Genomic DNA, 24,867 nt, shown 5'->3' with positions numbered 1-24,867 from the left:
AGATTCACTTTTCGGAAAGAATGAGCTTTTAGAAATAAAAGCATACTGTTGAATTCTTTCAATAATACCGTAATAAATAGAAAAGCTGCTCTAAGTAATTGGGGCAGCTTTTTTTCTCGTTTTTAGTTGGCAAAGTTCATTTTTATTAACAGTTCTTTGTTCCTCCAATTAGATTGTGTTAGTATAAAAATCATGAAACATCCAAGAGATCAATTTTTGACCATTTATGGGCGCAAGCCTGTCTTAGAAATTCTAGAGAATGAGGCCTTAGATATCGCTAAGGTTTTTATTGCTAGAAAAGCAAAAGCTGATATTATCAAAAAAATTATAGCAGCTTGTGAGCGAAGAGGAATTGAAGTTTTGCGTTTGGAAGCAGATCAAGTTTCTAGAATGTCTAAGCATCCCAAACAGGATCAAGGAGTTGCAGCAGATGTTCATACGCCACAAATGGACGATGCGATTCAGTTCTTGGAAGCACACCAAGGAGCAGATTTGACACTCATTGCTTTAGATGGCATTACAACTCCAGGCAATGTAGGCATGATTATTCGTTCTTGTACGGCTTTAGGTGTAGATGGCATCATATTGCCAAGAAAGGGTTGTGCAAAGCTCAATTCATTGGTCATCAAAGCCTCCGCAGGGGTCGTATTTAAGAGTCGTATTCTAAAATGCGAACGCTTGACACCTGTGTTGAAAAAAGCAAAAAGTTTTGGTTATTCTATTTATGGTTTGTCGGGAGAAAAAGGAACAAATATTTATAAAGAATCATTAGAGACCAAGGGTATTTTTGTGTTGGGGAATGAAACGGATGGTGTGTCTCCACAGACAGAAGCATTAACCAACAAGCACTTGTTTATTCCCATGGCGAATGATGTTGAATCTTTGAACGTTGCTTGCGCTGCAACAGTAGTTGCTTCTGAAATAATGCGACGAAAAAAACGGTAGATTATCAATGAATCATAATCTAAACATAGATTAAAGTTAAGGCAAAACCTTGTAAGTAAATAGTTGAGATTTAACACTATTTGAACTATCTGTGTTGACCCAAAAAATGGGTGTTGCTTCTCCATAGCCTGTCTGGTTATGGTGACCAAAAATTAACTTAAAAGGCACGGAATCCATTGGCGGGATAGAGGTGAATACGTCGGATAAAATGGGGGGAGTATAACAAATTTCATGTGTTTTCGCTGCCAGTACCCAGTTAGAAGGTATGCGACTTTCTTCTGTTCTTTTCCAGTGAACTGCGATAGGAGTTGTATTATCATTGATAACCCAAACATGATGAATGTATGACTCTGTTGGAGTAGAGTTGCTGATATAGCTCGTAGCATTGGAAGGATTGGCTAAGTTCAATCTAAAATATTCCTTGAGTGCTGTTGATTTGTAATGAACTGTTTTTGAGGTGAGTTGTTGATGCATGGGGTCGTAAAACTCTATACTTCCCATGCCAACACCGATGTTTCCATTAGGTATGACAGTCAAAGTGACACCAATAGATGTATTCGCAGGAATATTTAAAGTGCCTGAATTGGAGGTGCTCCCATTTAACTCGTACGTCCATCCTAGAACGGTTTGTTGCTCAATACGATCCCAATGGATGGTCGCTGCTTGGTTCGTTCCGTTCGTAACTTCCACTTGCATGATAATAGAATTGTCAGCTAATCCCATTTTTTCAATACTAGTTTCTGAAACGGTAATATTTATAGGATTAGAATTATTAGATGTATTACATGCTACCGCTAATAATAGTAATATAAAAGGACTAAAGTTGAATAGTGTTTGCATAAGTGTTTTTTTGGGGATAATATTTTGAGACCAAACAATCTGCTATATGTTAAGATGAGATATAGCCAACCAGCGAATATGTATGAAGTTATACAATAATGGTGAAATTTGCAAATTATAGAAGATAAATAACAAGCGTTAAAGGATTAGTAAGTAGCTCGTTTTTAAGAATGTAAGGAAAGAGAGCGATTTGCCCAAAACATGAAAAGCTAAAGAGAAGAGCGCAAATTAGGTATTCATAATTTGCTGTATTAGATCAATAAGAAAGTATATTTCAGAATATACAAGTTAGTCCCGCCACAAATAAGGAAACAAAATAAATGCCAAGGCACCTAAGATAACATCAATGCAAAGCAAAATGAGCATATCTTGATAATACGCCGTATCGGTCATCAAACCTATCGCTATTTTTGTTAGGCGCATTAAGGTCATTAACATCGGTATAATGACAGGAAAGCTTAGTATAGCCATGAGTGTGGCACTCTGATTGGCTTTGGCAGAAATAGCCGAAATGAATGTAAAGGTAATGGAAAAACCAATTGCTCCAAGTGCAAGAGTTTGATAAAATAAACTTGGATACTTAACAGGGTTACCAACCACGACTGAAAAAACAGCAAAAGCAAGAAAGGAAATAACTAAAAGTAACAATCCGTTGTAGAGCATTTTGGACAAAATAACAGAAGCAGGATTGGATAGAGCATAATAATAGAGTTGCCGACGTGGACTTTCTTGAACAAAACTTTTTGCAATAGCATTGACAGAGGCAAATAGTACAATAATCCAAAATAAAGCAGCCCAAACTGCTCCACCTACTTCTTGCCCTAATGTGATGTAAACGACAAAAACAGTCGATATAACATACAATAAAATGCCGCTAATCGCATATTTTTGGCGAAATTCCAAACGAATTTCTTTTAGTAATAAATGCCTCGTTTCAGTTAGTATATTCATATTAGCGCAAAATTAGCATTATTTATTAATTTTGTAATAAGATGACGGATTTATTCTAACCATTACTCCGTTGAAAAATCGTATTAGTTTATTGCATGAGTGCTTCGCAGTTGATTATTAGTAAGATGTACTTTTGTTGGCTTTTGTGTTAAAAGGGTGATAATCAAGCTAATACAAGATGATTTTTTATGTTTTTACTTCGTGAGCCTGCGGGTTCGTAGGGAAACTAAAAAAGCAACGGAGTATTATTCTAATAGTAATCTGCTAAAAAATTAGCAAACCACTATTGGTAAATGTCAAGGTAGAATAAGAAAGATAGAATTGAATTTTTGATGTTTGTTGAGTGCTACACTCTGTCTAAGAGATTGACACTTGATAGTCTATTGGGATCTAAAATGGAAGGATATTTTAATATAAAAGTTAAGTTTGTTATTGCGGTATTGTTGGCGGTATTGTTTTATGTAAGCTATCTGTATCTCTTTAAGGAGCAAACTCCAGATTCATTTGAGTTAACTAGGGATTGTACTACCGCAGAAATAGAAGCAGGAACAACTAAGGCTAATTTGTTATTTGAACGTTACTTTGAAGAACGAATACTTCGAGATCCCGAATGGCAAAGTAGGTTGGGCAGAAAAGATAGTAACAACCAGTGGACATCCTTGAGTACAGAACATCTTAAAATTGAGCATTCTTACAACCAAGCTATACTCAGTTATTTAGAAGATAGTATTCTAAGAGAAGCTTGCTTGGACGAGGCAACTTTGTTGAGTGCGAGGTTGTTAAAAGATAAACTCAAAACAGAAATAGAAGCCTATCGTTATCGTTATCATAATTATCCTATTAATGCAATGAATGGTGTGCATCTAAGGATTCCTGCTTTGTTAATTAATCAGCATGAAATTAATGACTTAAGAGATGCTGAAGCGTATATTAGTAGGGTTGGAAATGTTCCAAAGAAGATTGATGAATTAATAGCGGGTTTGATTATACGTGAAAAAAAGGGCATTATTTTACCCAAGTTTTTGTTTCCTACGGTATTGGCTTCTATTAACGAGATTATCAAGACGACACCTGATGCGCCCAATTTAATTATTAAAAAATTTGAGCAAAAAATAGCTTTACTTGATTTAAAAAATGAGCAAAAGACAACTCTAAAACAGCGTTTGTTGGATGCTTTTAATCAAAAGTTTATTATTTCTTATCAAAAATTATATCACCATTTAAAAGTTTTGGAAACCAAGGCAAGTGATGGTATAGGTGTTTGGCAATGGGAGGCAGGAGAACTGTATTATGCCTTCAAGTTAAGAGAGCAAACCACAACTTCTTTAACGGCAGATGAGATTTATAACTTAGGGATAGAAGAAGTCGCTCGAATTCATGAAGAGATGCGGGCGATTATCAAAAAACTAAATTACAAAGGCGATTTGCAAGCGTTTTTCAGCTTTTTACGTAGTGATCCCCAATTTTATTACCCTAATACAGACAAAGGAAGAAATGACTACTTAAAAAATGTAAGAAAAATTATTGATTCAATGATTGTGCAATTGGATACTTGGTTTATTTCTAAGCCAAACAAAGATGTTGTTGTTCGGTCTATAGAATCCTTTAGAGAGTCGACATTTACAACTTTTTATAAGACCTCTGTATTGGGAAGTAATGCACCTGGAGTTTGTTACGTAAATACTAGAGATATGGGGGATTTGCCTAAATATGAAATGGATGTTAGTGTCTACCATGAAGCTATACCTGGACATCATTTGCAAATTTCTATAGAGGAGTCTTTATCTGATTTGCCACAATTTCGTCGTTTAGAGGATTCTTATACCGCATATATTGAGGGGTGGGGCATGTATGCAGAATACTTACCCAAAGAAATGGGAGCCTATCAAGATGCTTACTCGGATTTTGGTCGATTGGTTTGGGAGTTGTGGAGGGCTTGCCGATTGGTAGTAGATGTAGGGATTCATCACAAAAAATGGACAAGAAATCAAGCGATTGATTATTATAAAGAGAATACTCCTAATCAGGTATCTACTTGTGAAAAAATGGTGGAACGACATGTTGTTTTGCCTGGGCAAGCGGTAACTTACAAAGTAGGAATGATTACTATTTTGGAATTGAGGAAATATGCAGAGACAGCGTTAGGAGATCAATTTGATATACGAGAATTTCACGAAGTTTTATTGACAAATGGAAAGGTGCCATTGGATATTCTGCAAGATCTGGTTGAGGAATACGTCCAATCTAAAAAAGACTAGTAATTGATATTAGTAGTTCGTTGATTTTTTACTTTTTTACCAAAAAGATAAAAAAGCACATTTATATTAGTTTGATAATCAAAATTTTAACACAAAATGCGATAAAATCATAACTTATTAATTATCAAACTAATAAAGTTTTTCAACGAACTATTGTGATATAGTAATCAGTTATGTTGTTACTTCATGGATAACTCCTATGTTTTAATATTGAACGGTTATCGCTTGAGGAACATTATGGGCTATTTTTTGAGCTAAAGCAAAGTTATCTGAAGTATGTGTTTTTTTCTCTATCTGCAAATTGACACTATCAAATAACGTTGCTACATCTATTTCTAGTGCTATGACTTCTGCTGATTCTGTTAACGTTTTTTGGATAGGTAAATCAATGCTTTGTAATAAAGTATTGCTACCGATTCGAAAGTCAAAAGATTCATTTTCATTGGGAATACCATCCCCATTTCGATCTACTTTCCCAACCATTTTTAGAAAAATATAACCTTCGTTTAAACTTAGATGCATGGTATCAGGAGACTGTAAGGCAAGAGGATGGGAAGCATCTGTCAAGTAGTTTGTTATCAGAGCATTGGCAGCGGGATCAACTCCTACGTTGAACTGAAGTTGTTCATACGTTTCTAAAAAAGCAGTTCCTATGGGGATGTGAGTATTCGTCTTTTTTACCAGTGGATATAAATTATTAACCTCTATAGACGTTTGATCAGATCGTACTAATTTGATTTGAGAAATATAGAATTGAAGCTCCTTAAAGGCAGTTTTATGACCATTTATGGTATAAATTCGATTGATTTCAAAAGGAAGATTGCCCATTTTAAAATCAAATTCGATGGCCAAGGTAGGGTAAACACAATCATTGCTAGCTAACTGCGCATTAGAATCATAGTTAACGGCTTTGGGATCAATACATCCAACGCGCTCTGCACAACTTTGTAAACTTAGAATAGCACATAATGCATAAAAAAAGAAACGTTTTTGAAGGAACATAATTCGTAGATTTTGGTAAGCATTCTTAATTAAGTTGGGAATCAAAGATCCTAAAGTATTCCGAATATACAACTTCAAATTTGAATATTAAACTATCAATTTAGATAAAAAAAGCCTCAACCATCCACTCAAATTGTTGTTGTAAGGGTGAGAATCAACACAAATAAGTATTAAAAATTGATCTTACTACTGAATTTTAGAGTACTGAAGTGGAATTGTTGAAATAAAGTGCAAATTCATTATAAAAATCACTTAGACTTATCTATATTTGGCGTTGTTTCAAAAAATATTGAAAGTTTTAAAAATAAATACAATTTTATGAAATTATTAGTTTGTGTAAGCCAGACGCCAGATACAACTACTAAGATCAAGTTCACCAATGGTGATACAGAATTTGATACAAATGGTGTTCAGTTTATAATGAACCCATACGATGAGTGGTATGCATTGGTACGTGCTTTGGAGTTGAAAGAGCAAGTAGGTGGTTCTGTGACCTTGTTTCACGTAGGACCAAAAGCCAATGAAACAGTTATTCGTAAAGGATTGGCAATTGGTGCAGATAGTGCTGTACGTGTAGACGCAGAAGCAAGTAGTGCTCTATTTACAGCTAAGCAAATAGCTGAGTATGCAAAAGCAGAAGGTTTTGATATGGTTTTGTTAGGTAAAGAAACCATCGACTACAATGGTTCTGAAGTAGGAGCTATGGTAGCAGAGCTTTTGGATATGCCATTTATCTCTTATGGTACCAAGATGGATGTGGCAGGAACAACTGCAACTATTAATCGTGATATAGAAGGAGGAGAAGAAACGGTTGAAGTAGAAGCTCCTTTTGTATTGAGTTGTGCTAAAGGTATGGCAGAGCAACGTATTCCAAACATGCGTGGCATTATGATGGCAAAGCGTAAGCCAATTACAGTAATCCCAGCTGTTGAAGCGGCTGATTTGGCTACTGTAGTTAAATACGACTACCCAGCAGAGAAAACTGGGGTGAAACTAATTGATCCAGAGAACATGGAGGAGTTAGTGAATTTATTACATAACGAAGCAAAAGTGATTTAATAATATGGCTGTTTTAGTATTTGCAGAGAGCTTAACGGGCTCTATCAAAAAAGCTGCTTTAGAGGCAGTAACTTATGGCAATTTGGCGGCACAAGCGTTGGGTACAGAATGTATCGCTTTGACAATCGGAACAGCTGAAGGTGCTGACAAGTTGGGACAATATGGCGCATCAAAAGTATACAATGTTGCTGCTTCAGATGATTTTGATTCTCAAGTATATGCTGCTATTATCAGCAAAGCTGCTGAGCAACTAGGTGCAGATTGTGTTGTTTTTGCACATTCTTCTTCTGGTAAATCGTTGGCTGGTCGTGTGGCAGTTCGCATGGAAGCAGGGATGGCATCTGCTGTTATTAGCGTACCTACTGCTGGAAACTTCTCTGTTCAAAAAGGAGTATTCTCTGGTAAAGGTTTTGCTACTTACGAAATCAAGTCAACTAACAAAGTATTGACTATTGCTCCGAATACTTTCCGTCCAGAGGCAAGTGGAAGCGATGTAGCAGTAGAAACATTGGCTATTGACGCTCCTGCGGCACGTGTAAAAGTGAAAGAACAATCTACTGTAGAAGGTATTGTGCCATTGCCAGAGGCTGAATTAGTAGTTTCTGCTGGTCGTGGTATGAAAGGTCCTGAAAACTGGGGTATGATTGAAGAAATGGCTGATATCTTGGGCGCAACAACAGCTTGTTCTCGTCCTGTAGCAGATGTACACTGGCGTCCTCACCACGAGCACGTTGGTCAAACAGGTGTTGCGATTCGTCCAACGTTGTACATTGCAGTAGGTATTTCTGGTGCTATCCAACATTTGGCGGGTGTCAATCAATCTAAAGTGATTGTTGTAATCAACAAAGATCCTGAGGCTCCTTTCTTCAAGGCGGCAGATTATGGTGTTGTTGGCGATTTATTCGAGGTTGTTCCTCGTTTGAATGAGGCTTTGAAAAAGTTCAAATCTCAAAACTAATTAAGGTAAAATAGAAGGTTGTAAGAACACTAAATGGAGTGTTTTTATGACTATATAGATATAACAACCTGTAATTACTTGGCGCAGTGCTCTTTGTTGAGTATTGCGCTTTTTATTTTTTACAATCGTTAGCAGCGTTGTTATTATTTTTAATGACTCTTTTAACCCAATTGCAATGAATAATTTAGTCTTGGATGACGATGGTGAAATGAATCCTAATAAGGAAGGTAGTGTCTTTACATTTGTTATGCTTGTTATTGGTTTATTTATAACGCTTATTTTTGGCGAGACAGATTGGTTGAATGCATTTATAGGCGCTAGTCTTTTGCTAATAAATGGTTTTTTGCTTTATTTTGATCGAAGAAAAGGGATTATTTTTTTGGGTCTTATAGCAATTGCTGCCAGTTTAAATCGAGTAGATTTTCTACTTTTTGACCTGATTGTTTTTATCACAGTAGATATTATTAGCGTACTTATCTTTTTGGGTTCTTATGTGTTGACCAATGAAAAGATTTTCTTAGATTATTTGGAGGAAAAAAGAAGCCTAGAGTCCAAACTTGTTAAGCCCTCCTCTAATATGGAGTTTTTCAAAAAAAGATTTAAAAATAAATCTACAGACGAACTACTCGAAATAATTGCCAATCCGAGCCTTGTTGAAGCTGCTAAAAGAGCGGCAAAAGAATTACTAGAGCAAAAAAAAGAGAGCTAAAAGAAAAGTCTTACAAAAATATTATTCATGAAAGGAACAGCATATTTATTACAAGCAGCATTAATTTCTTTTTGGTGGATAGGATTGTTAACCAATCAAAATTTCTACGACGCTTTTCAATTTCCAGGAATACATAGCATAGCATTTAATTCATTTTTATTGCCAGATATCTTAATTATTGCCATACTATCTATAGCAAGAGCGTATTGGGGCAAGCAAGAAATAGAATTTGTTATTTTGGGCGGCTTTGCATTTGCAACATTGTATTGTATTAATGCTTCTATATTGACACAGGGAGGCTTTTTAGGAACAACTATTATGATACTAGGCTTATGTTATAATTGTTTCTTGGTATTTGAAAAATTAATGTTTAGAGAGTCAAATACAAAGAGTTTTACTAAGAATTGGCTGAAAACAATAGTTCAAATGATTAGCATTTGGCTAATAACTTTAATGCTGTTTCCAATATTGATCATGGAATCATCTGAAGGAATACCTTTCGTAAAAGAAACCAATAAATTGATAGGACTCTCGTTCTTTTTGATATGTAGTATGTTGGGGATTTGCAGTGCGTATTTTATGGTCAAAAAAGGAGAGGGAACACCTTTGCCATTGGATCAAACTCAAAAGTTAGTTGTAGCAGGTCCTTATAAATATGTGAGAAATCCTATGGCAATAGCAGGAGTCGGGCAAGTTGTTGCTATAAGCATTATTTTTAGTTCAATTCCTATCTTGTTGTATGCCCTTTTGGGGGCAGTCCTTTGGGAGCTTGTTGTCAAGCCCATAGAAGAAAAAGATATGGAATTAAGGTTTGGATTAGATTATAAAAATTATAGAGGGAAGGTAGGTTGTTGGATTCCTAAAATAACAAAACGTATCTTCATTTTTTAATAAGATACTACTTATCTTCTTTTAAGTAAGTGGACAGAAAAAAGTATAGTTAAAAATGTAATTGTTTTTAGTGCTGTTCAAAGAAAAGAATTGAAGTTTTAGCGGGCTAAAACGAGATTTTTTGATGAAGAACAGTGCAAAAAGAATTCTATTTTGCCTATAAATTTTTATGAACGATTACTTAATTGTGTATTCTTATAGGAATCAATAAACTACCATCAAAATATAAATGCCTAAAGATGAATTCAATAAAATCATTGTTGTTTTTCCTGTTGATGAGCAGTCAGGTTGTGTTTGCGCAAAATGACACAAGCAAATGCGTTTGTATTGGAGACGATATAGAGGCAAAATTCTCTAATTTGCTAAAAGATTTTATAAGCTTTGACGAATTCAATAATGTTTTGGGTTGGGAGTTAGAAAATGGAAAGGAACTATACGAATTTATTTTTTATAGAGATTTAATAGGAGGCGATAACCGAATAGTGTCTAATTACGAACTCAAGGCAGTTTCATACGATAAGATTCGTCTAAAACATCCTTCAAAATATTACACTATTGACTTGCTACCTTGCACAAAGGATAAAATCTTTTATCTATTACCTCTAGAAGTATCGTATCGACACGATATAAAAACATACTTACCAGAGTTTGACTTTACCAGTTTTGATTATTCTCCAGAGTCTTATTACCGAATTCTAAAAGCTCGTGCTCGTATAGATGACATGAAGTTTCTTAAAATAGCTATAGAAACAGGTCCACTACAGTGGAAAGGTAAAGGCAAAGAGTTATCTATGAAGAAGTTCATTCGTAAAGTAATAAAAAGAAATAAAATCCAGCTTTCAGAATTCAAAGCAAAGACCTACCAAGATAGCATTCGACAATACTTACTCCAGTTTCGTAAACAAAACGTTGACCTTACAAAAATTGCCTTGGAGCATTTTGTTCTATATGGGAAAAAATTAAGAAAGGCTGATGATAAAATTGAAAAACGGTTGCGTTATTTATTTGGTCGTTGGTTAGGGAACATTTCGTATGCTTCGATTCAACGGCATATTATCAATCCCACGGTAGAAGCTGATATAAGGGCAAATTATGTTAGCATCAAGCTCTCGCCAGATATGATTCGAGAATGGAACTCTGTGGAAAATAGACCCAAGCTTGATAGTTCTAATGTGCCTATTGGTAGTACAATACTTTGTGAAGTTTCAAACCTACATTATTCAAGTATTAAAGGGCTGAATGCTTACTCCTATGAAATCTGTATGCCAACTTCTGAAATCACAGGAACAGGCATTCTTATGGATATAATTGAAGCAGATATTGTGACCAATCAAAAAGGAGGGAAACCTAATCTAAATTACAAATTATACACTCAATGTCTGGTAGACTCCATTCGAAAAAAAGGAACAACTATTTATGAGTACTCGCCTCTTCTTACGGAGTTTTCAGGGCTGAAAATTGCTGCTGCAAATCTTGAATTACCGTTTGAGGAGCATATTATTGAATTAGATGCGTACAATGTTCTATTAAATAATAAAGTTCTAACTGGCTCTATTGATTTGCCTTCGAAAGAAAATACTGGACAATTGAATATGAATTCAATTGTAATAGTTCAGGATAATAGAAATAATAAGTTGGAAGTAGTCGTCAGCAAATTGGTAAAAACGCTCCAAAAAAGAGGTCTTAAAAACGTAGTACTAGATAGTGAAAATAGTAAGTTGACTTTTTTTTATAAAAAGTAATTGTACTAACTAATAGAAGGAGTGTCTGGGGTCTGGTAGATGGGTGAACGAATGAGGAGTTGTTTTGTCTTTGGTCAAACCAACCATAAAAAAGGGCATAAAAAAAGAAGACTTTGGAAGCCTTCTTTAGAACAATCGTACGAACACTATAACAGCAAAGTGACTAAAATAGTTCACGCAAATGTCGATTTTTTGAAATATTTATTTTTATAAATTGTTATTATTGTTGTGTGTGCTTATTTTTTGTTAAAAAGTAGGCTTGTGTTGGGCAGCAATCTTTGTAAGTGATTGAGGAGTCCTTTATTTTTAGCAATAGGGTTTCCTCTTAGATGGAGTGTTTCCAATTGCGTCAAATTACGAATTTGATTGGGCAAGGTTTCCAAGTGATTGCCATTTAGGTTTAGAATTTTTAACTGACGAAGTTCGCCAATACTCGTTGGTAAATCCCTTAGTTTATTAGATGCTACATTTAATATCTCTAAATTCTGCAACAAACCAATATCTCTAGGTATTGTTGTCAAATGATTGTTACTAAGATTTAAATTGTTTAAATGGCTTAATCTGAAAAGGTGCGTTGGAAGGCTTTTTAATCTATTTCTAGAAAGAATGAGCACTCTCAACATCTTTAATTGACCGATTTCCGCAGGAATTTTTATGAATCTATTTTTTCCTAGATAGAGCGTTTCTAATTGGTTTAGTACTCGAATATTTTTAGGAAACTCATGCAATTGATGCCCTGTAAGACTAACGGTTTTAATTCCCTTCAAAGTAGCAAACGGAATTTGTCCTCTGTTCCAATTTTGTTGATTAAAGTATAGCTTTTCGAGATTTACAAAAGGAGCTAAAGAAATATTACGGCGGCTAAATCCCTGTTCGAGTTTGATGATTGTTACTTTTTCTGTTAGATCAAACTCGATGCACCACAATAACTTATCATTGCTATTGGTCATCAATTCTGCTAATGTTTCATCTTGGGGTATTTTAATACTATTGAGTAAGGCTAAACTAACCCGTTGATTTTGCTCAAGGGGGCTTGCTAATAGAGCTTTTACTCTATCAAAATCTATATCTGTAGTTATCATGTTATTATTTTTTGCGTTATCAATAGCCTATGTACATGAATGGGCATTCATGTTGTACAAATAGTAAGCAATTTGTCAAAGGCTTATAAAAAAGAGTAAGTATCTAGTTTTAGACTTTCATAACGGCAAAAAAGTGGATGTAGTGATTTTTGAGAAAATACACTAGGTTATCATTATAACCCCCTTAACGGCATCTTTTTAAGAAAAGTTCCCATGCAATAAAATTTTAGCATTTTCTAGTACAATATTTCTGTAACCTATTCTCCTTGGTGTATTATATATTATATAAATAAATAGTTTAAACTAAGAAGAGAATACTCTCTTACAAAATCAACCTCACTGTGAAAATGACTTATTTAATACAGACAATGAGTTTGTCTGCATTGTTGATGACAAGCTGTACGTCTACCGAAACAGGCTCTACAGATCATGTTACAACAACGAATCTAGAAACTAAAAAGCCTAAAAAAGAAGCAATTCCCACTTTGAGCGAATTGGAACAAAATGCGGATATTATTTGGTTGGGAGAAGCTGAAGTAGATTATGCGCTCAACTACAACCGATGGGATTATGATAAGGAAGATCCCGAAAGATTACTGATGGAGAATTTAGGCTTTAAGAGTCGAAACAGTTTCAAAATATTGAAGTATCAAGTAACGGATTTGAATGCTTCTCACAATGACGACCATGATTTATTTGAAAAGGTGCTCAAAAATCGTCGTGAAATGACATTTTACAAAGATGCCACTTTAAAGGACAAATATGCTTCAAAAGAAGTAGAGCGTTTGATTGGTCGAGTCGATACTATTTTTACATTTGATCCGAAGACGATGAAAGAGCAACAGCAAGTAGTAGTAAACGCATTAGACCCAGAAACAGTCAGAGCATTTAGACTGCGTCAAGTAATTTATTATAGCCAAAAAGAGATGACTTTTAAATCCATTGCCTTGGCTATCGCTCCATTGGCATACGAAAAAACTTCCAATACTCCTGCTAGTCCAGCAGATTTAAAACCTCTTTTTTGGATGAAGCCAGAAGCATTGACAGCAGCACCAGATTTATCATCCTCAACGGTTACTTGGGCAAAACGTATGTATCGAAACTTTGATTTATCTACAGTTAAAATGATAAAGCAAGAACAAGATATTAGTGTGGTTATTGAAATGATGATGAAAGGGTTTAGAGAAAATGCTGCAACCACTAAATTGGGCTATACTTTTGATGCTGATGGCACAGAATACTTAAAGGCTGAAGAGACAAAGCATTTAGGAGCGTCTATTGATACTATTATTACCTTTGATCCTAAGACTTTTAAAGAAACCAATCAAGTGGTAAAATCTAAGATGAATGGCAGCGATATTAAAAATTTGCGGTTGTTACAGGACTGGGTATGGAACGATAAAACAAAGTCATTGAGCATTCGTTACGTTGGTTTTGCGCCTATTATTAATCGAGTTGACGCTATGGGAAATTTTTTAAATTCAGGACCAATGTTTGTTCGTAAAGTCGAAGATATTTAAGCCTTCAATTAGACCTAAAAAGATAAGAGCACAGCCGTTGTTAGAGTGGTTGTGCTTTTTTGTTATAAAAAAGGACCAAAGCAGCCACCACGCTACTTTGGTCACACACCATTTAATCTGCCTCCACCACGAGACAGAGCAATTGATTAAGTTTTTTTATTCATGAATTTCGTATACCTCATTATTCATCATAAAGCGTACATTTTTGCCTAGTGCTAAAAACGCAACGGCTTCTTGATTTTCCATTAGTTTGAAATAAGCTTCAGAATTAAATTTAATTCGATTGGTTTTAATATTTTTATTCTGATTGAGAGAGATATTAGCGTCCAACCATTCGTTGTTGTTATTGTACATCGCACGTCCTTGTATGTTGACAATTCCCTCAGATAGGTTGCGATGCTTGCCAGAACTATCTTTGTAAGCCAATCGTTCGACACCTTGTTTAATTTCAGCTAAGTTAGAAGCTTTGTTCATGGTTTGACTTTCTTTACTAGCACGGACAGAGGACTTTCCATCTTTCTTTTTGGCATTAGCACCAAAACCAGCAATAGTTTCTACTTCTTCTTCAAAATCTATATCATCGGACAGTTGTGGGGCATCTAAAGCACGAGGTCTTAAAATCAAATCCTGTTCTTGAATTGCTTGATTTCTAGAAGCAACTGCTTCATCTTCTAAAATAAGATAGGAAGTATAAGGCGTGATAATTCCATGCTTTTTTGCTAAGCGAGTTACTTCTTTGACCAATTCTTCGTTCTCACCATGCAAACGAATTTGATCCAAGAGATATCCTACTGCCCTAGAAGCCCAGAGATTGGGAATAAAATCCAGCTCGGTATTTTCGTTGGACAAATCAACAGAATATTGAAATGTTTTGCGAGCACCATTGATATTACCACTTACGGTAATCGTTGATTTTCCAGATCCTTTATAGCGTCCCATTAAGCTGATCGAACCACCTTTAAATAAGTCAGGCAATTTTTTGTCGTAAACATCCGATATGCGCACATTTTTATCAAACTCTATGCTTATATCAGTAAGCACAGGAGAGGAAGCCTTGCTATAAAAGTCAGAGACTTTAAGTTCAATATCTTCATCAGGCAAGACATAAGTTCGATAAGCGTTGGTGCTTGCTGTAATTTTATCTAGTAAATGAGTATTGAGATTTGTGCCAATTCCAAAAGTAAAAATACGTACATTTTTCTTGTTCATTGCCGCTACTTTCTTTAATAATGGATCTTCTTCCGTTTCACCAATGGTAGGTTTTCCATCTGTCATAAAGACGACAAAGAAAGGTCTTTTGCTATTGGTTTCTTGTGCAGAAAGTGCCAAATCTAGTGCCTCTTCAATGTTTGTTCCTCCAATAGGGTTAATGTCGTCTATAAAGTCAATGGCTTTCTGTTTGTTGGATGTATTCAACTGTTCGACTTTTCCAAATAAAGAGGTAGCTTCTGTAGAGAAAGGGATAATTTCAAAACGGTCGTTTTTATTTAGATTCTCTACGCAAAAACGCAAAGCTTTTTTTGCTTGATCTAGTTTGTCACTGGCCATAGAGCCAGATTTATCCATGACAAAAACAATATCTTTGGCAACGATTTCATGTTCATTCCCAAAGCCAGGGCTTAGGTTGAGAAAGAAATAGCCATCTTCGTTGGGCATTTTGTAGTTGAGCAAAGAAAGCCCTAGTTTACTGTTGTCTAAATTAAAGTATAATTTGAAATCTCGATCTGATTTTACATTGCTTGCTTCAAAACCAACGGTTGCTTTTTCTGCTCCTTTGCGGATGATTTCGACAGGATGTGTGGGACAGTAAACTGTTTTAATTTTTTCTTTTCCATCAATATCAATTTTAAAACTAATTTGCTGGATAGGTTTGGCAGAATATTTTTCGGTATTCATAGGAAAACTATACTCGATGGTACCATTATTTTTAGAAAGGGTTTCTGTGTATGTTAGTTGTATCTTTTGTTCTTTTTTAGCTAGAATTGGAAAAATACGCACTCTGAACATCCCTTTTCCATAATACTCCAATAAAGCAGGGTCTTTGGAACGACGGACAATTTCTTCGTAAATTTTTCGAGCTTTGGTTGCGTCCAATAACTCTGCTTCATGCTTAACGCCATTAATATCCATTGTAAATTTGGAAATAACAACATCTTTAGGAACAGGGAACAAGAAGTAACCTTCTAATTGGCGATTGGTTGGATTGAAAAAAACTTGCTTTATCGTAGTTGTTGCTGTTTGACCACTGATAGACGTATTAACTTGTGTGGATCTAGATTCTAGGGGAAATAAAGCAGGATTGGGTTGACCAGGAATAATAGCGTTGGGGTTACTGTGCTTATCAGGCATAACAATAATGAATCCTCCTGCGTAGCTTGCAGCAATATTAAACAACAAGGTGGTTGTTACTAATAAAATTATTTTTTGCATGATTTGTTTTGTTTGTTGGTTTAAGAGGTAATCAACAACGAGGTATTTGTTGACAATAAAGAGCAACCAGCTCAAGTGATAATTTTATGACTAACTGTTTTTGAAATATCCGAAATAGCGTTGCTCTACTCATTAAATATTATGAGTATCAACTTACTTGGGCAAATCAATAAATTATTTTTGTTTTATTAAATATTGGTTGCGTACTTAAAAATAGAGATGCACTTTGTGTGGATATGGTTGTGTGTATCAAAAAAAAATAGTGCTGTTTGTTGAAATCAGCACTACAAAAATTACGATATGGATAATAAGATGACTTGTTCAAGTATGTTGTATGGATGACGATTTGAGAGAGCAATAAGTCTGTCAATAATTGGCTCAACTGAGTAGGTTTTGAATGGTTTGTTCTACTACTTCATTCGTTTTTGGATGGCGAATAACAGCTTTGGAAATATTGCCTTGTTTGTCGATAATAAGATGAGTTGGATAGGTAATAATACCAAATTTTAAAGCCAATAATTCTTGATCAGCAGCAAAGTCAAAATTCCAACTCTTGCCTCTTAAGAAACGGGATAAATTGGCAGGACTATCCAATGCAGGAGCAATCCAAATGCAGTTCTTATTATTAGCATATTTTTTAGCCAAAGCGTTTAAGTCTTGAATATCTTTGGTGCAGATATGAGAAGCAGTAAACCAAAAACTTAAGATAGTAACTTTGCCAGCAAGGCTTTGTTTGGTATATCGATCCCCTCTTAGATTAGACAATTCAAAATCAGGTAAAGGCTGAGCTTCGAGTTTCTTGGCGTGTTCTTTTATAGAAACTAAATGCACTTCTTCAGAACCATCTATCTTCTGTTTTTGTTCTGAAAGATAAAGCCCTTCTGCTAGCAACTGATTGAATTTATCGGTTGAAATTATTTTGTTTTGAGTATCAAAAAAAGTAATGTTCTCTTCTATTTTGGTAGGAGCAGCTCGATGACTAGAGTCTTTGATATCTTCAAAAGTAATCTTCTCCTTGCTTGGATCTTTGCAAGCGCTTAAAATGAGCAATAAGAGTATGGTATAGTTAAAATATTTCATAGGGAATCTAAATTCAAGCAAACATACTAAAAAGAATATAATTTTAAGAAGATAGTTGATATGGATTGAACGATGGCTTTAATTGATGTGGGGATCAAAGCCATATTGATAAAATTAACAAAAAAAAAGATTTATTTGAACTTTGAGAAGCCTAATTTAGGCTTTCTAAGAAACTAAAAATAGCCGCCCAATATTCTTCGTGACCTTCTTTGCTAGCCCATAAAACTCTAGAACCATGATAACCATCTCCTTTAGGTATAAATTGTATTTGTTGGTTGTTTTGTTTTGTCTTTTGAATTAAATTTTTAATTCCTTCTGCTTCTTTTTTTGAAGAAGTAATAAAAAAAGGTTGTGCACTTGTTGTGATTAATGGAATTAGAGATCCTTTCTGACTGCTAAAGTAATTACCAGGACTGAATGACACAACAGCAAAAACTTTATTATTGTTCAATCCATTATAGAGTGCTAGTGTAGAAGAATAAGAAGAACCCCAAATAATAATTGGATGTTTGGCTTGTTTATAAAAATAATCAATAGCTGCAACGATATCTTGTTCAGCATCAAGATACTCGGTAGGCAAACCTGCTGCCATTGCTCTTTGATGAGTTGCATTAATGGGATGAATCCCATCTACGTCCATCGTGCCACCAGAACGTTGGTCAATAGCCAAACAATTGTAACCATTATGTTGTAAGACAACAGCTATAGAGTCGTATTCATATTTGTTCCACCTTGCTTGATGACAAAGTAAGATGTTGGGAGCACTGTCGCTGCTATAGTAATAATTGGCATCAATCAGTAAGCTGTCTAAAGACCTAAATTGAATACGTTTGTAAGCATTGCTGTGTTTATTGGTAATACTGTCTAAGTGCCCAAGACTATCAATGACGATCAAATTGGGTGTTGCAAGAGGGGGCTTAGGAGTAGTAGGCACCAGCGAGTGCTCATTCTGGGATGGGGCAGAAGAAGTCTCACAACTACTTAGTGTTATGATAAATAAATATATGCAAATGTAAATTGTAGCATGTAAATGTGTAGTCATTTAAAAGGTGTTTGGGAAACGCTTATAATAAAATGATATTTTAAAATAATATGTAAGTGTCTGCTTATTAATATAATAAAACTTTAAGTAAAAAACATGATAAGGTTCATTATTTAACAGAAAAAATAAAAACTTTTAGACCAAACCTACCATAAATTTGAAAAAAGCAATAAAAAAGAGTATTTTTAAAATGCCTTAATTAATTATTTTATTCCACCTAAGAACGCCTTTAATCGACTGTGCTAACATTGATAGGACGCTTGGATATTGTATGTATAGATGCTAAATTAATATTGTTGAAGTTTTAATATAACTGCCACTAATTCAGTAACAATCTTGTCCAATCATATAGCCAAAACAGTTTTAATAATGGCTTTATTGTAAAATTAGATTTTATGCGACAAAAATTATGTTTTTTATTAATTTTTATCGCTCCAATTGTACAAGCCCAATACGATCAGCAACAACTATTATTAAACCAAAATGGTCAAGAATTACTAGATGAATTAGTGGATTTGTATAAACCTAGTTTTGTTTTAGATTATGATGATGCGAGAGATACACTTTTTGCTAAGGTATATGCATTGGAGGATAGTGTACGTTGTGTATACACAGGGCATGCCTTGCATTTGAATACTCAAGTAGATCCTTCTACCAATTTGTATAATGGAGGTAGTGCTAACGGAATTAATACAGAACATACGTATCCTCAAAGTAAAGGAGCGGGTCAAGGAAATGCTCGTAGCGATTTGCATCATTTATTTCCTGTTCGTGCAGCTGTTAATTCTGCTCGAAATAATTTTCCCTATGCAGAAATAGCAGATGAAAAAACAACTGCTTGGTTCTACAACGCAGTGACAGAAAGTTATCCAACCAAAGAAGCAACATGGTATAGTGAATTAGATTTTAATGCCGAAGTTTTCGAACCCAAGGAAGCGCATAAGGGCAATGCTGCCCGTGCAATTTTTTACTTTTATACGATGTACAAAGCGGAAGCAGATGCCGCTGATCCTACTTTTTTTGCAAAGCAGTTGCCTACTATTTGCCAATGGCACTTGGATGATCCTGTTGACAGTTTAGAGTGGGAACGCACACAGATTATAGCACATTATCAAGAAGGAAAGGCAAATCCTTTTGTCTTAGATTGTAGCTTGCCATACAGAACCTATTGCCCATATTTGCCTGCCAACAGCTGTTTTACTAGTTATAATACTTTGGCTGATTTTGGGGCAGAATTATATGCCAATTTTCCTAATCCTGCAACTACAAGCACGACCATTCAATACGAGTTAAGTCGTCCTACGATGGTTCAAATTAGTATTTATAATTCGACAGGGCAGTGTTTAAAAACGCTGTCGTTGGGGGAGCAAGACGCTGGTCTTTTTCAAAAAAATATTGTCTGCACAGATTGGGCAAGTGGAGTGTATGCTTATCGTCTTAGTTTGGAACAAAATGGACATGTTATTAATTTGGTCAAACAGTTTACAATTAAGCACTAAATGTACTATTCAAGCAATCAATAAGATAGCTTTGAGTGCCTAATTAACCCTAATGGCATTATAGTCTAATTTAAACGTGTAAAAGTAAGGCTATAGCAGCGTTTCATTTCTAAATTTAAATAAAAAATGCTTAGCAACAAGTGCTAAGCATTTACAAAACTTACTTACTATGTATAAACAACTAAGAACAGAATTAGTCTACTTACTTACTGTTTAAATAATGGTTCCTAAAAAAAGCCTTACCCACAACGTTGTTTTAAGAAAAGATTCTTTTAGTCGTCTATTTAATTCCTGTTCTTGAGATGAAAATGGCTCCTATTTGGTTTGAAGGAATGCTAATTTCTATTAAAAAAGATAAGATAAAGATACTTGTACAGAAGAGCTAGGAAAAGCAGCTGTAGGTTGGTTTGGATTGCTAACAGAATCGCCAATTTGTCCAATTTTATTAAAGTTGCCAAGATTGTGTACATAGCGAATTCCTAAGCCCAATTTGCTGAAAAAACGATACTCAATATGACCTACCAAGCCAAAGTTGAATCGATTGTTGGGCATATCCGCACCTTGTGCATGGACTAGGTAATCTAGTTCAGCACCCGCACCAATAAAAAAGTTTTTAACAGGCATAAATTCTAACATAGCGGGCAATCCAACTGCAAAATAATCAACGTCATCTTGCTCCCAAAAATGCTTGTCGGTTCCGTGCCACAAAACATTGGCTTCTGTTCGTAAACGCAGCCAGTTGACGAATTTAAATTCGCCCATCAAACCTCCTGTCATACCCATGGTAGGAGTACCTTGTGTGAATAAATTGGAAGTGGTCAGTCCACCTTTAATCCCCATTTTAAAAAACTGTGCTTGACTTTGGTTTGTTCCTATCAATAATAAAGCACATACAGCAACGCTTACAAACAATTTTTGAATACCCATAATACTTCGTTTTGGAGAATATTACCTACTTTTAGAAAGAGTCTAATTGTAAAAATATTCTAGGCTTATAAATAACTGACTTAAGACAGTATCCCTCGTTAGGTGGAATCCTGTTGTCTAGAAGTGTGGTTGTATAAAAAATGTAAAAACTATGCCATAAAGTTGGGATGTAGATATGAAGCGCAACTATTTTCATGAAATCATTAGTATCTTCAAAAAATGCTTAGTTGCCCTATTAATATTTAGTTGTTTGGAATCTTTCTTTTTAATCAAACGAACAAAATCGTTTTTTATTGAGTCGCTTTAATTCTAATAAAACATTTTTTATGCCAAAGTGCTTGTATTTAATGGTAAAAAATAAAACTTAAGTAAGTGGACAGAAAAAAAGTATCACTAAAAATGCAATTGTTTTTAGTGCTGTTCAAAGAAAAGAATTGAAGTTTTACCTGTGGTGTTACTTCGTGGTAGTGGGTTAAAACGAGATTTTTTGATGAAGAATAGTGTAAAAAGAATTCTATTTTGCCTATAAATTTTTATGAAATTATTTGATCGAGTAGTAAGGCTAGATATTGATTTGAAATCAAATAACTTGTGTGTATGTGCAAACTATACTGAACGAGGAGATGTTTGGTCGGAAGAATTTTATTTAGAAAAAGTAGTTAGTCCCAATCATCTCCGAATTGCTAACAAAGGTGCTAAAGTGTATACCAAAGGAGTCCATAATTTTATTTACAACAAAGAGCAGAAAGAGTTGTTATTAGAAAGTAGACACAACAAATCAGCTGTGAGTGCTGCGCAGTTGATAATCAAAATTTTAACGCAAAACGCAATGAGTTTTCAATTTGTTGATTATCAACTGCGCAGCACTCATGCAATAAATTAATAAAGTATCAATATGTCAGATTATAAAAAAAAATACGAACCAATTAACTGTTCTTTTCACGATGTTTTACTAGAAAAAGCGACGTTTAGAAAGCAAGTAGAAATTGTTTATTATACAAAAGATGGAGAAAAAGAAACTTGCAAGGACATCATAAAAGATGTTTACACCAAAAATGGGGAGGAATTTATGCTGTTGAAAAGTGAAACTATTGTTCGCTTAGACCATATTTATAGCGTGGATGGTGTTTTATTGCCCAAAACAAGTTGCAATATTCCAAAGGGCTAAAATAGAAGTTGATAAAAAAAAAGCCATCCTAAGGAATTAGAATGACTTTTTTAGATGTGATTTAATTATCGACAAAAATGGTATGAAAGGGTTGCTTGAAAAGAAGACCCTGGAAAAGCAAGGCTTGGCTCATTAGGGTCGTAAGCAACCTCACCAATCTGTCTAATATCGCTAAAGTTTCCTAAGTTGTGGACATAACGTAGTCCTAAGCCTAGTTGATTCGCAATGCGATATTCTATATGAGCCAATAGTCCTAAATTAAATCGGTTGTTGGGCATAGCAGCACCTCTTGTATGGGTTAAGAAATCTAGTTCCATACCTGTGCCCAAATAAAGATTTTGAATTGGCATAAATTCGACCATTACTGGTAAGCCAAATGCGAAGTAATCAATGTCATCACGTTCCCAAGCGTGCTTGTCGGTTCCATGCCATAACAAATTGTATTCGTGTCGGATCAAAAACCAGTTTGTCAATTTGTGTTCTGCGATAAAACCGGTTGTCAAGCCTGTTGTTGGAATCCCTTCTGTTACTAAGTTAGATGTTGTCAAACCTACTTTTAAACCCGGTCTAAATATTTGTGCTTGACTTTGTTCTATTCCTAAAAATAATAATAGCCCAATGACTACTCCTGTGAAATATTTATGTAAATGCATGATTTTTTGTTTTATGGTTACCAACATCTAGAAGCGAGGCTACCAAAAGTTGGAATGATTAAATTGTGGTATGCTTCGCCAAACCTATTTTGAAATAGGTGTTACTACTGGAAGCAAATTTTATAATTAATTACCTACAACTGGGCATGCCTAATTTTGAATTTTTGAAAGTTGTAGACTTTTATAATATCTTGTAACAATGGTTTATTAATCAAATTAATATATCAACAAAACGAGCTCTTGTTGGTTGAAATTCTATTTAGAACATTACTTTATTTCTCTTAATAATTTTAATATTAATCAACGCAAAACCTTGATTGAGTCTTCTGGGTATAAGTTACAAATAACTTACTACAATAGTTCGTTGAAAAACTTTATTAGTTTGATAATCAGCAAGTTGTAGATTTACTGTGTTTTCTGTTAAAATTTTGATTATCAAACTAATATAAATGTGCTTTTTTATTTTTTTGGTAAAAAAGTAAAAAATCAACGAACTACTATTACTAAGAAGATTGAATAATTTATTCTGTTTTAGAATGCTTAAAACTATAAATACAACAAGGAAAAGGCTAAAATGTTCATTTTGTGGCGTTGTTTTTGTTTTTTTGCACCTTGTTAAAATCATTTTTTACCAAGGTAACCCTTACCGAAAATTATATTCCAATGCGTTTTTTATTCCTATTTTGCTTAATTGCAAACACCTTATCGGCACAAATAGCGGAGGTTGATATAAACTTTAATTTACGAAAAATAAAAGTAGCTAATAAATGGGGTTTTTTAGATACAGAGGGGACTTGGAAAGTGCCTGCAATTTATGACAAGGTATTTGACTTTCAGAACACCTTGGCTGTGGTACAATTGGATGATAAATGGGGGTATATAAGCGAAGATGGAACGGTTGTTATTCCTATTGAATACGACAAGGCGTTTCCTTTTTACGATGGGCTGGCATTGGTGAAAAAAGGAGGGAAGTATGGGTATATTAATATGAAAGGAAAGGTTGTTATTCCTCTAATCTATGAATACGGGTGGCATTTTTTGTCTAATGGTATGGCCTATGTGCAAAAAAATGGAAAATGGGGGTTCATTAATAAAAAAGGAGTTGTTGTTGTACCTCTGGAATACGACTTTGTACAAGGATATACTGGTCCTTTGGCAGGAGTAGGTAAGCATAGCAAAATTGGGCTAGTGAATCAAGAAGGCAAAATGGTGATGCCTGCTTTTTGCGATCGAGTAGGAGTCTTTTCTGAAGGTCTAATTGCTGTAGCAAGAAACGAACAAGGGGGATATATGAATGTGGATGGAAAGTTAAAAATTCAAATGATTTACCATAGTACAAGTCCTTTTTCTGAGGGGCTAGCTGGGGTGCAAATGAACAAAAAGTGGGGTTATATTAATAAAGAAGGTAAAGAAGTGATCGATTATCAGTATGACAAAGTAGAGCCTTTTGTAGAGGGAGTAGCTCGTGTGTTCGTTGATAATGAATGGGATTTGATTGATAAAAATGGACAATCATTATTACAAGATGACTATGATTTATTAGGAGTGTTTTCAGATGGCTTGGCTCAAGTACACAAAGATGGTAAAATTGGGTTTATTAATCGGCAAGGTGTTTTGGTGATTCCACTTGTTTATGATGTATGTGGTGCCCCTAATTTTTCGGAGGGTTTTGTTGCCGTTTGCAAACAAGGAGCTTGGGGATATATAGATAAAAAAGGGACTGTTGTTGCTGATTTTCAATACACCAAAGCAGAACCCTTTTTGCATGGCTTAGCCAAAATAGAACAAGAAGGTAAACAGGGATATTTAAATTCAAAAGGTCAAGTTGTCTGGTGGGTTGATTAAAAAACATGAAATCGTGCGGACAATATTTTTTATGAATTGGAGGATCAGACGAGTGAGTTTGTAAAGTAATTAAAGGTCTGCTAATATAATTGTAAAATTTTATGCCTAGTGTCTCAAAAAATACTATTTTTACGGCGAAATCTATAATTATAAATATACTGGTCTAAATCAATAACTTATTTTTTCTTTTACAAGACGATTTTTCATTATAAGATAGGAGTGTGGTTATCTTAAAATAGCTAAAATAACAACAAACCTAAATTTTA

21 protein-coding genes are annotated in these 24,867 nt (G+C 34.7%); 12 read left to right on the top strand and 9 right to left on the bottom strand.

The window, feature by feature from the left end; all coding sequences use genetic code 11:
• Positions 1–192: 192 nt before the first annotated feature.
• A complete protein-coding gene (locus tag CG11_RS21830) occupies positions 193–945 on the top strand; it encodes an RNA methyltransferase (RefSeq protein ID WP_052598968.1) in 753 nt (250 codons plus the stop codon).
• A gap of 36 nt (positions 946–981) precedes the next feature.
• Here CG11_RS21830 and CG11_RS21825 read toward each other — a convergent pair whose 3' ends face one another.
• Together CG11_RS21825 and CG11_RS21820 are read right to left on the bottom strand one after the other, a co-directional pair.
• Positions 982–1,785: a hypothetical protein gene (locus CG11_RS21825; RefSeq protein ID WP_052598967.1), complete on the bottom strand. Its 804-nt coding sequence runs from the start codon at positions 1,783–1,785 to the stop codon at positions 982–984.
• A gap of 288 nt (positions 1,786–2,073) precedes the next feature.
• Complete coding sequence (locus tag CG11_RS21820) at positions 2,074–2,736, bottom strand: heme exporter protein CcmB (RefSeq protein WP_052598966.1); 663 nt, start codon at positions 2,734–2,736, stop codon at positions 2,074–2,076.
• Between the two features lie 395 nt (positions 2,737–3,131).
• Between CG11_RS21820 and CG11_RS21815 the strand changes: the two genes are divergently transcribed.
• Positions 3,132–4,994, top strand: a complete 1,863-nt coding sequence (locus CG11_RS21815) for a DUF885 family protein (protein ID WP_052598965.1) — start codon at positions 3,132–3,134, stop codon at positions 4,992–4,994.
• Positions 4,995–5,198: 204 nt separating this feature from the next.
• On the opposite strand, the gene CG11_RS21810 is transcribed toward CG11_RS21815, so the two are convergent.
• Positions 5,199–5,996, bottom strand: a complete 798-nt coding sequence (locus CG11_RS21810; RefSeq protein ID WP_052598964.1) for an MbnP family protein — start codon at positions 5,994–5,996, stop codon at positions 5,199–5,201.
• A 318-nt stretch (positions 5,997–6,314) separates the two neighbouring features.
• Between CG11_RS21810 and CG11_RS21805 the strand changes: the two genes are divergently transcribed.
• The 5 genes from CG11_RS21805 (at position 6,315) to CG11_RS21785 (ending at position 11,355) form a co-directional block, all read left to right on the top strand.
• The gene (locus CG11_RS21805) at positions 6,315–7,055 is read left to right on the top strand and encodes an electron transfer flavoprotein subunit beta/FixA family protein (RefSeq protein ID WP_052599053.1); all 741 of its coding nucleotides are present in this window, start codon (positions 6,315–6,317) and stop codon (positions 7,053–7,055) included.
• A gap of 4 nt (positions 7,056–7,059) precedes the next feature.
• Complete coding sequence (locus tag CG11_RS21800) at positions 7,060–8,013, top strand: electron transfer flavoprotein subunit alpha/FixB family protein (RefSeq protein ID WP_052598963.1); 954 nt, start codon at positions 7,060–7,062, stop codon at positions 8,011–8,013.
• 175 nt (positions 8,014–8,188) lie between these two features.
• Positions 8,189–8,722 carry a hypothetical protein gene (locus CG11_RS21795; protein ID WP_052598962.1) on the top strand — a complete coding sequence of 178 codons (534 nt, stop codon included), beginning with the start codon at positions 8,189–8,191 and terminating at the stop codon, positions 8,720–8,722.
• 27 nt (positions 8,723–8,749) lie between these two features.
• Positions 8,750–9,613 (top strand): isoprenylcysteine carboxylmethyltransferase family protein, encoded by an 864-nt coding sequence (locus CG11_RS21790; protein WP_052598961.1) that lies wholly within the window; start codon positions 8,750–8,752, stop codon positions 9,611–9,613.
• A 239-nt stretch (positions 9,614–9,852) separates the two neighbouring features.
• Positions 9,853–11,355, top strand: a complete 1,503-nt coding sequence (locus CG11_RS21785; RefSeq protein ID WP_156039853.1) for a hypothetical protein — start codon at positions 9,853–9,855, stop codon at positions 11,353–11,355.
• Between the two features lie 236 nt (positions 11,356–11,591).
• Here CG11_RS21785 and CG11_RS29275 read toward each other — a convergent pair whose 3' ends face one another.
• On the bottom strand, positions 11,592–12,437 hold the full coding sequence (locus CG11_RS29275) for a leucine-rich repeat domain-containing protein (RefSeq protein ID WP_052598959.1): 846 nt from the start codon (positions 12,435–12,437) through the stop codon (positions 11,592–11,594).
• 347 nt (positions 12,438–12,784) lie between these two features.
• Between CG11_RS29275 and CG11_RS21775 the strand changes: the two genes are divergently transcribed.
• Complete coding sequence (locus tag CG11_RS21775) at positions 12,785–13,957, top strand: hypothetical protein (protein WP_156039852.1); 1,173 nt, start codon at positions 12,785–12,787, stop codon at positions 13,955–13,957.
• 156 nt (positions 13,958–14,113) lie between these two features.
• Here the strand turns inward: CG11_RS21775 and CG11_RS21770 are convergent, their stop codons facing one another.
• From CG11_RS21770 to CG11_RS21760, 3 genes are all read right to left on the bottom strand, one after another.
• The gene (locus CG11_RS21770; RefSeq protein ID WP_052598957.1) at positions 14,114–16,387 is read right to left on the bottom strand and encodes a VIT domain-containing protein; all 2,274 of its coding nucleotides are present in this window, start codon (positions 16,385–16,387) and stop codon (positions 14,114–14,116) included.
• A 378-nt stretch (positions 16,388–16,765) separates the two neighbouring features.
• Positions 16,766–17,467, bottom strand: a complete 702-nt coding sequence (locus CG11_RS21765) for a peroxiredoxin (RefSeq protein WP_052598956.1) — start codon at positions 17,465–17,467, stop codon at positions 16,766–16,768.
• Positions 17,468–17,618: 151 nt separating this feature from the next.
• Positions 17,619–18,509 (bottom strand): alpha/beta hydrolase, encoded by an 891-nt coding sequence (locus CG11_RS21760; RefSeq protein WP_052598955.1) that lies wholly within the window; start codon positions 18,507–18,509, stop codon positions 17,619–17,621.
• Positions 18,510–18,904: 395 nt separating this feature from the next.
• Here CG11_RS21760 and CG11_RS21755 point away from each other — a divergent pair, with 395 nt between their 5' ends.
• Positions 18,905–20,008, top strand: a complete 1,104-nt coding sequence (locus CG11_RS21755; RefSeq protein WP_052598954.1) for an endonuclease — start codon at positions 18,905–18,907, stop codon at positions 20,006–20,008.
• A gap of 345 nt (positions 20,009–20,353) precedes the next feature.
• On the opposite strand, the gene CG11_RS21750 is transcribed toward CG11_RS21755, so the two are convergent.
• Complete coding sequence (locus tag CG11_RS21750) at positions 20,354–20,935, bottom strand: outer membrane beta-barrel protein (RefSeq protein ID WP_052598953.1); 582 nt, start codon at positions 20,933–20,935, stop codon at positions 20,354–20,356.
• A 535-nt stretch (positions 20,936–21,470) separates the two neighbouring features.
• On the opposite strand from CG11_RS21750, the gene CG11_RS21745 reads away from it, so the two are divergent.
• Both CG11_RS21745 and CG11_RS21740 read left to right on the top strand, forming a co-directional pair.
• Positions 21,471–21,818, top strand: coding sequence for a hypothetical protein (locus CG11_RS21745; protein ID WP_052598952.1), 348 nt, complete (start codon positions 21,471–21,473; stop codon positions 21,816–21,818).
• A gap of 12 nt (positions 21,819–21,830) precedes the next feature.
• Positions 21,831–22,103 (top strand): hypothetical protein, encoded by a 273-nt coding sequence (locus CG11_RS21740; RefSeq protein ID WP_052598951.1) that lies wholly within the window; start codon positions 21,831–21,833, stop codon positions 22,101–22,103.
• 65 nt (positions 22,104–22,168) lie between these two features.
• Here the strand turns inward: CG11_RS21740 and CG11_RS21735 are convergent, their stop codons facing one another.
• Entirely contained in the window at positions 22,169–22,756 is a 588-nt protein-coding gene (locus tag CG11_RS21735; RefSeq protein WP_197043905.1) for an outer membrane beta-barrel protein, read from the bottom strand.
• Between the two features lie 663 nt (positions 22,757–23,419).
• Between CG11_RS21735 and CG11_RS21725 the strand changes: the two genes are divergently transcribed.
• Positions 23,420–24,601 (top strand): WG repeat-containing protein, encoded by a 1,182-nt coding sequence (locus CG11_RS21725; RefSeq protein ID WP_052598948.1) that lies wholly within the window; start codon positions 23,420–23,422, stop codon positions 24,599–24,601.
• Positions 24,602–24,867 lie beyond the last annotated feature (266 nt).

Source organism: Aureispira sp. CCB-QB1 (assembly GCF_000724545.1).
GTDB lineage: Bacteria > Bacteroidota > Bacteroidia > Chitinophagales > Saprospiraceae > Aureispira.
This window is presented reverse-complemented; position numbering and strand designations above follow the sequence as displayed.

Coding starts and splice junctions, on each gene's coding strand:
- CG11_RS21830 (WP_052598968.1), top strand. CDS start 193: ATGAAACATCCAAGAGATCAATTTTTGACCATTTATGGGCGCAAGCCT.
- CG11_RS21825 (WP_052598967.1), bottom strand. CDS start 1,785: ATGCAAACACTATTCAACTTTAGTCCTTTTATATTACTATTATTAGCG.
- CG11_RS21820 (WP_052598966.1), bottom strand. CDS start 2,736: ATGAATATACTAACTGAAACGAGGCATTTATTACTAAAAGAAATTCGT.
- CG11_RS21815 (WP_052598965.1), top strand. CDS start 3,132: ATGGAAGGATATTTTAATATAAAAGTTAAGTTTGTTATTGCGGTATTG.
- CG11_RS21810 (WP_052598964.1), bottom strand. CDS start 5,996: ATGTTCCTTCAAAAACGTTTCTTTTTTTATGCATTATGTGCTATTCTA.
- CG11_RS21805 (WP_052599053.1), top strand. CDS start 6,315: ATGAAATTATTAGTTTGTGTAAGCCAGACGCCAGATACAACTACTAAG.
- CG11_RS21800 (WP_052598963.1), top strand. CDS start 7,060: ATGGCTGTTTTAGTATTTGCAGAGAGCTTAACGGGCTCTATCAAAAAA.
- CG11_RS21795 (WP_052598962.1), top strand. CDS start 8,189: ATGAATAATTTAGTCTTGGATGACGATGGTGAAATGAATCCTAATAAG.
- CG11_RS21790 (WP_052598961.1), top strand. CDS start 8,750: ATGAAAGGAACAGCATATTTATTACAAGCAGCATTAATTTCTTTTTGG.
- CG11_RS21785 (WP_156039853.1), top strand. CDS start 9,853: ATGAATTCAATAAAATCATTGTTGTTTTTCCTGTTGATGAGCAGTCAG.
- CG11_RS29275 (WP_052598959.1), bottom strand. CDS start 12,437: ATGATAACTACAGATATAGATTTTGATAGAGTAAAAGCTCTATTAGCA.
- CG11_RS21775 (WP_156039852.1), top strand. CDS start 12,785: ATGACTTATTTAATACAGACAATGAGTTTGTCTGCATTGTTGATGACA.
- CG11_RS21770 (WP_052598957.1), bottom strand. CDS start 16,387: ATGCAAAAAATAATTTTATTAGTAACAACCACCTTGTTGTTTAATATT.
- CG11_RS21765 (WP_052598956.1), bottom strand. CDS start 17,467: ATGAAATATTTTAACTATACCATACTCTTATTGCTCATTTTAAGCGCT.
- CG11_RS21760 (WP_052598955.1), bottom strand. CDS start 18,509: ATGACTACACATTTACATGCTACAATTTACATTTGCATATATTTATTT.
- CG11_RS21755 (WP_052598954.1), top strand. CDS start 18,905: ATGCGACAAAAATTATGTTTTTTATTAATTTTTATCGCTCCAATTGTA.
- CG11_RS21750 (WP_052598953.1), bottom strand. CDS start 20,935: ATGGGTATTCAAAAATTGTTTGTAAGCGTTGCTGTATGTGCTTTATTA.
- CG11_RS21745 (WP_052598952.1), top strand. CDS start 21,471: ATGAAATTATTTGATCGAGTAGTAAGGCTAGATATTGATTTGAAATCA.
- CG11_RS21740 (WP_052598951.1), top strand. CDS start 21,831: ATGTCAGATTATAAAAAAAAATACGAACCAATTAACTGTTCTTTTCAC.
- CG11_RS21735 (WP_197043905.1), bottom strand. CDS start 22,756: ATGCATTTACATAAATATTTCACAGGAGTAGTCATTGGGCTATTATTA.
- CG11_RS21725 (WP_052598948.1), top strand. CDS start 23,420: ATGCGTTTTTTATTCCTATTTTGCTTAATTGCAAACACCTTATCGGCA.